Here is a 6,125-nt window from a genome sequence, read left to right as displayed (position 1 = left end):
GAGGGGGTGGATCGAGATGCGGAATTCAGTGCCTGGGCGGCGCATCGGCTTTCTCGATGCGGACCGCGCAGGCCTTGAACTCGGGGATGCGTGAGACGGGGTCGAGAGCGGCATGGGTCAGCAGGTTGGCACAGCCCCTGCCGCCCCAGTGGAAGGGGACGAACAGCGTGTCCATCCGGATCGTGCGGGTCAGCCGCGCCGCGACCACGGCGTCGCCGCGCCGGGTGATCAGCCGGACCCTGTCGTCCGCCCGGATGCCGAAGTTGCGGGCCATTTCCGGGTGGATCTCGACATAGGATTCAGGCTCAGCCTCGCTCAGCGCCGCGACGCGGCGGGTCTGGGCGCCGGACTGGTACTGCGATAGCACGCGGCCCGTCGTCAGCCAGAGCGGGTAATACTGGTCGGGTTCCTCGGCAGCCGGGCGATGGTGAACCGCGTGGAAGCGGGCCTTGCCGTCGGGGGTCGCGAAAGCATCCAGGAACAGGCGCGGCGTCCCCGCATGTCCGTCGTCTGGACAGGGCCAGAAGACGCCGTCGTCGGCGGCGATGCGCTCATAGCTGATGCCGGCATAATCGGCGACGCCGCCGGCACTGGCCCGCCGCAGTTCATCGAACACCGTGCGCGGATCGTCGGAAAAGTACTGGCCGCGCCCGAGCCGCTCCGCCAAGTCCTTCAGGAAGCTCATATCGGTCCGCACCTCGCCGGGAGGCATCGCAGCCCGCCGCCTGAGCTGGACCCGGCCTTCGAGGTTGGTCATGGTGCCCTCCTCCTCCGCCCATTGGGTCGTGGGAAGGACGATGTCCGCCATCTCGGCCGTTTCCGACAGGAAGATGTCGCTGACGACCAGCAGGTCGAGCGACTTCAGCCCGCGCTGAACCTTGTTCACGTCGGGGGCCGAAACCGCGATGTTGGAGGCGAGCACCAGCAGCACGCGGATGCCGGTGTCGTCGTCGCGCCCGAGCGCCGCCAGCAGCTCGCAGGCCGACAGCCCCGGTCCCGGCAGGGAGCTTTCCTCGACGCCCCAGATGCCGGCGATGTGGGCGCGATGCTCCGGGTTGTCGAGCTTGCGGTAGCCGGGAAGCTGGTCGGCCTTCTGGCCGTGCTCCCGCCCACCCTGCCCGTTGCCCTGCCCCGTCAGGGTGGCGAAACCGCAGAACGGCTTGCCGGCCTTGCCGAGCGCCAGCGCCAGATTGATGAAGCCCAGCACGTTATCGACGCCGCTGCTCTGCTGTTCCGGGCCGCGCGCCGTCAGGATCATCGCGGTCCGGGCGGTGCCGATCATGCGCGCGGCATCCTCGATCGCCTTTGCCGGAACGCCGGTGATCCGCTCGACCCGGTCGGGCCAATATGACGCGACGGCGCGGCGGACGGCGTCGAACCCCGTCGTCCGCGCCTCGATGAAGTTCAGGTCAAGCAGACCCTTCTGGATCGCGACGTTGAGCAGGCCGTTGGCAAGCGCGCCGTCGGTCCCCGGCGTGATCGGCAGATGCAGCGTCGCCATCGCGGCGGTCGGGGTGACCCTGGGATCGACGACGATCAGCCGGCCGCCCCGGCGCTGGTGTTCCTCGAAATACTGCATCATCACCGGCAGCGATTCGGCGGGATTGCCGCCGACCAGCAGGATGACGTCGGTCTCCGGGATGTCCTCCAGCGGAAACGGCATTCCCCGGTCGAGGCCGAAGGCCTTGATGCCGGCCGCCGCGGCGGACGCCATGCAGAAGCGGCCGTTGTAGTCGATGTTCGGCGTCCGCAGGGCCACGCGGGCGAACTTGCCCAGCATGTAGCTCTTCTCGTTGGTCAGTCCGCCGCCGCCGAAGATCCCGACCGCTCCAGGACCGAAAGCGTCCTGGGTGACCTTGATCGTGGCAGCGATGCGGTCCAGCGCCTCGTCCCACGACGCGGGCCGCAAGGGTCCGTCCTTGCGGTCGCGCATCAGCGGCGTCGTCAGGCGGTCGGGAGAGGTCAGCAGCCCGGCAGCGGTCCAGCCCTTGCGGCACAGCCCGCCCTTGTTGGTCGGATAATCGCGGGACGTGACGGTCAGCCCGCCGGCGCCGTCGTCCTCTGGCACCAGCGTCATGCCGCACTGGAAGGCGCAGTACGGGCAGTGGGTGTCGGTCGTCAATAAACCGGCTCCGGCAACGGCATGGATCGCGGTGTCCCCCGCCATCCCGTCAGACCTTCGCCGCCGTCATGTGCGCGGCCCCCCAGGTCGTGCGCCAGCGTCGCTTGACGCCGGTCAGGCCGACCAAGGCCAGCAGCGCCAGGATGGCGAAGATCAGGAAGCCCGCCTGATAGTTGCCGAACCACTGCTTCGACAGGCCCAGGCTGGATGCCAGATAGAAGCCGCCGATGCCGCCCGACATCCCGACCAGACCGGTCATGACGCCGATCTCCCGCCGGAAACGCTGGGGCACAAGCTGGAACACGGCACCATTGCCCATGCCCAGCGCCTGCATGGCGCAGGCGAACACGATCAGCGCCATCCACGCCTGCGTCAGCCCGAAGCTGACGATGATCAGGAAAAAAGCCGCCATGGCGTACATGAAGCTGAGCGACTTGATGCCGCCGATCCGGTCGGCCAGATAGCCGCCGACCGGGCGCATCGCCGAGCCCATGAAGACGCAGGCCGCCGTGAAGTAGCCGGCCTGCACGGGACCCATGCCATAGACGTCGTTGAAGTAGATCGTCAGCGAGGACGCCAGACCGACGAAGCCGCCGAAGGTCACGCTGTAGAAGAACATGAACCACCAGGCGTCCACCTCCCGCAGCACGGCCAGATATTCCTTGAGCGACTTGGGCGGCGGCGCATCCGGGCTGTCCTTCGCCATGACGATGAACAGGACGAAGGCGATGCCGAGCGGGATCAGCGCCAGCCCGAAGACGCTGTTCCAGCCGTACCATGCGGCAAGAGACGGGGCGAACAGCGCCGCGAACACCGTGCCGGAGTTGCCGACCCCCGCGATCCCCAGCGCCGTTCCCTGGTGCTCCGGCGGATACCAGCGCGACGCCAGCGGCAAGGCCACGGCGAAGGACGCACCCGCGACGCCCAGGAAGACGCCCAGCAGCATGACCTGCCAGAAGGCCGACAACCCGACCAGCCACGCCAAACCAAGCGCCGCCATGACGACGACCTGACCGATGATGCCGGTCAGCTTGGGGCCGAGGCGATCGACCATCAGCCCCAGCACGACGCGCAGGAAGGCGCCGGCGAGGACGGGGGTCGCGACCATCAGGCCCTTTTCGGCCGGACTTATCTGAAGCGTCTGCGCGATCTGGACGCCAAGCGGTCCGAGCAGCACCCAGACCATGAAACTGACGTCGAAATAAAGGAATGCGGCGAACAAAGTGGGCGGATGACCCGCTTTCCAGAAACTCGCTTGCATGGAACTCCTTTCACCGAGGTTTCCCGCAGTCCCTGTATGCCGCTCGCCAATACCGTAAAATTTATTACGTTTATTGACCTGTCCCGTGAGCGGTACTTGGCCTGCTACTTGGCAATAGGCGTGCCAGCGATGAGTTCGAGCGCCTTGTCTATACCCGAAGGGCGGTTTTTAAGTACTTGGATGCGCAAAAACAGCCCCAATTCCCAAACCAGAAAGTGGTGTGCACACGCTCGATGCCGCACTGCACCTAGCGGATGGCAAATGGACCGAACCAATTGCAGATACGAAAAAGGCCGCACCTGCCATGTTCGATGGCGGGTGCGGCCAGCAGGAGCGCCGTCATTGCGGTGGCAGGCAGCCGCAGGGCTGCCCGCAATATGGTCACTTCGTCAAAGACAGAGCAGTCTGTTCAATCCTTGGGCGTATCGGGCTGGACGGCATTCGGATCGTCGCGGTCGGCATCTTCGCTCTCCGGCGCTATCCCGGCGACCGCATCGTGGTCGAGCCGCTTGGCCTCCTCGATCAACTCGCGCCCCTCGCCGGTTCCCGCACCGTTCTTGGCCTTCTTCAGGCCTTCCTCGGCCATCTCGCGCGCCTGATCCTGATTGTCTTCGGCCATGTGCCGTCTCCCTCGCTGAAAGTCTCATGGGCAACAACGGAGTTGCGGATCGGGTCGTTGCGACCACTTGGTTGGGGAACGCCCTTGCGGGCATAAGATGCTGCGGCGCAATCTTTGCTGCGATACAGTCCGCACCTGGAACTTCGGAAAGAAGAGCGAGCCGTCATGCAGGAACATCCATTCGCCCAGTATCTCAGGGCGCTGGGCAAGGGACCGAAACTGTTCCGGGACCTTGAGGAGGACGAAGCGGAAGCCGCCATGGCGATGGTGCTGCGCGGCGACGTCGATCCGATCCAGCTCGGCTCCTTCCTGCTGCTGCTCCGGCGCAAGGGCGAAACCGGAGCCGAACTCGCGGGCTTCGTCCGCGCCGCCCAGTCGGTGCTAGCCAAGCCCGACGATACGGTCGTGCCCGATCTCGACTGGCCCTCCTATGCCGACCGGCACCGGCAGCAGCCGTGGTTCGTGCTGTCGGCCCTGCTGCTGGCCGCAAACGGCGTCAAGGTGCTGATGCACGGCATCGACGGCGGCAGCGAAGGCTACGCGCCGACGCCGGCCGCACTCCATAAGCTGGGCATCCGCCCCTGCACATCTCTGACCGAGGCGGCCAGCAACCTGCGCGCCGGCAACTTCGCCTATATCAGGCTTCAGGACTTCTGCCCCGAACTCGAGCGGCTGTTCCAGCTCCGCCCGCTGCTGGGCGTGCGCACGGCGGTCAACACCTTCGCCCGCGACATCAACCCGCTCAACGCCCCGGCGCAGATCCAGAGCGTGTTCCACCCGCCCTACCGCCCGCTCCACCAGGAAATCGCGATCCGGCTGGGCCAGCCGCGGGCCGCGATCTTCAAGGGCATCGGCGGCGAAGCCCAGCGCTCCCCCATGAAGGAATGCACGGTGGCGCTGGTGACGGACGGCGAGACCGCCGAGGAGCAGTGGCCGCCGCGCTTCGCCGAGCGGCTGGAGGCGACCTATCAGTGGCGGGCAGAAGACCTGGACCCGCGTTTCCCCGCCCTGCTCTGGGCCGGAGAGCTGGACAACCCGGTGGCGGAGAACGCCGTGATCGCGACGGCTGCCGTCGCGCTGAAGATGCTGGGCCGGGCGTCCACGATAGCGGATGCGGAAGCCATGGCCGAACAGCTCTGGCAAGCGCGTCCGCGCCTGCATGGCTGATCGGACAGCAACCTCGCCCCCGACGCGCATCCAGATCCAGTACGGCCTTGCCAGCGAGCAGGGCCGCCGCCCCCGCAACGAGGACTATGCCGGCATCTGGCTCGGCACGCCGGGCCAGCAGGCGACCCAGGGCATCGTGGCGGCCGTGGCCGACGGCGTCGGCGGTTCCAAGGGCGGCAGGGTCGCGGCGGAACTGGCGGTCCGCAGCTTCATCGACGCCTACTACGCCCAGCCCGAGACGGTCGGCGTCCAGCATGCCGCCGCTAGCGCCATCGACGCCTTCAACGGCTGGCTCCACAAGATGGGCCGCACCGACGCGCTGCTGGAAAACGCCGCCTGCACTTTCACGTCGCTGATCCTGCTCGGCCGCAAGGCCCATGTCTTCCACGTCGGCGACAGCCGCGCCTACCGGCTGAGCGAAAGCCAGCTGAGCCTGCTGACCGAAGACCACACCCTCAAGCAGCCCGACCTCAACCACGTGCTGTTCCGCGCGGTCGGGATCGAACCGTTCGTCCGGCTCGATCACGTGGCCGAGCCTTTGCGGCCCCACGACCGGTTCCTGCTGTGCTCCGACGGTGTCCATGGCACGCTGGGCAAGCGCCGCCTCCGCGACCTGCTGCTGCGCCGGTCCGCGCCGGAGGAAACCGCGAGGGAGATCGTCGCCGCCGCCCTCGACGCCGGCAGCGCCGACAATGCTACCGCCGTCGTGATCGACGTGATCGCCCTGCCCGCCGTCGAGCATACCGATCTGGCCCCTGCGATCCATGCCCTGCCGATCCGCGACCCGGCGCCCAAGGCCGGCGAGACCGTCGATAACTTCCGGCTCGACGGCGTGCTGTCGGACGGGCGTTACAGCAGGCTGTTCAAGGCGGCCGATACGGCAGACGGCGACAGGCTGGTCGTCGTCAAGTTCCCCCAGCCCGCCGTCGCCACGGAGAAGACCTACCATCTGGCCT

The 6,125-nt window shown here is 67.2% G+C and carries 5 protein-coding genes; 2 read left to right on the top strand and 3 right to left on the bottom strand.

Annotated elements, in window-relative coordinates; all coding sequences use genetic code 11:
• Window positions 1-25: 25 nt before the first annotated feature.
• The 3 genes from AC5JJ6_RS37015 to AC5JJ6_RS37005 form a co-directional block, all read right to left on the bottom strand.
• Complete coding sequence (locus AC5JJ6_RS37015; protein ID WP_496046828.1) at window positions 26-2,167, bottom strand: molybdopterin oxidoreductase family protein; 2,142 nt, start codon at window positions 2,165-2,167, stop codon at window positions 26-28.
• A gap of 4 nt (window positions 2,168-2,171) precedes the next feature.
• On the bottom strand, window positions 2,172-3,383 hold the full coding sequence (locus tag AC5JJ6_RS37010; RefSeq protein WP_496046827.1) for a nitrate/nitrite transporter: 1,212 nt from the start codon (window positions 3,381-3,383) through the stop codon (window positions 2,172-2,174).
• A 409-nt stretch (window positions 3,384-3,792) separates the two neighbouring features.
• Window positions 3,793-4,002: a hypothetical protein gene (locus AC5JJ6_RS37005; RefSeq protein ID WP_496046826.1), complete on the bottom strand. Its 210-nt coding sequence runs from the start codon at window positions 4,000-4,002 to the stop codon at window positions 3,793-3,795.
• A gap of 165 nt (window positions 4,003-4,167) precedes the next feature.
• Here AC5JJ6_RS37005 and AC5JJ6_RS37000 point away from each other — a divergent pair, with 165 nt between their 5' ends.
• Both AC5JJ6_RS37000 and AC5JJ6_RS36995 read left to right on the top strand, forming a co-directional pair.
• A complete protein-coding gene (locus tag AC5JJ6_RS37000; RefSeq protein ID WP_496046825.1) occupies window positions 4,168-5,169 on the top strand; it encodes a glycosyl transferase family protein in 1,002 nt (333 codons plus the stop codon).
• Window positions 5,162-6,125: PP2C family protein-serine/threonine phosphatase (locus tag AC5JJ6_RS36995; protein ID WP_496046824.1), on the top strand; the 964-nt coding region annotated here is incomplete at its 3' end. The genes AC5JJ6_RS37000 and AC5JJ6_RS36995, both read left to right, overlap by 8 nt.

Source organism: Skermanella sp., from assembly GCF_059503625.1.
Note: the sequence above shows the minus strand (reverse complement) of the source record. Positions and strands in the feature narration are given on the sequence as shown.

What these genes read in the sequence shown, in the direction of transcription:
- AC5JJ6_RS37015 (WP_496046828.1), bottom strand. Translation starts at nt 2,167, where the DNA reads ATGGCGGGGGACACCGCGATCCATGCCGTTGCCGGAGCCGGTTTATTG.
- AC5JJ6_RS37010 (WP_496046827.1), bottom strand. Translation starts at nt 3,383, where the DNA reads ATGCAAGCGAGTTTCTGGAAAGCGGGTCATCCGCCCACTTTGTTCGCC.
- AC5JJ6_RS37005 (WP_496046826.1), bottom strand. Translation starts at nt 4,002, where the DNA reads ATGGCCGAAGACAATCAGGATCAGGCGCGCGAGATGGCCGAGGAAGGC.
- AC5JJ6_RS37000 (WP_496046825.1), top strand. Translation starts at nt 4,168, where the DNA reads ATGCAGGAACATCCATTCGCCCAGTATCTCAGGGCGCTGGGCAAGGGA.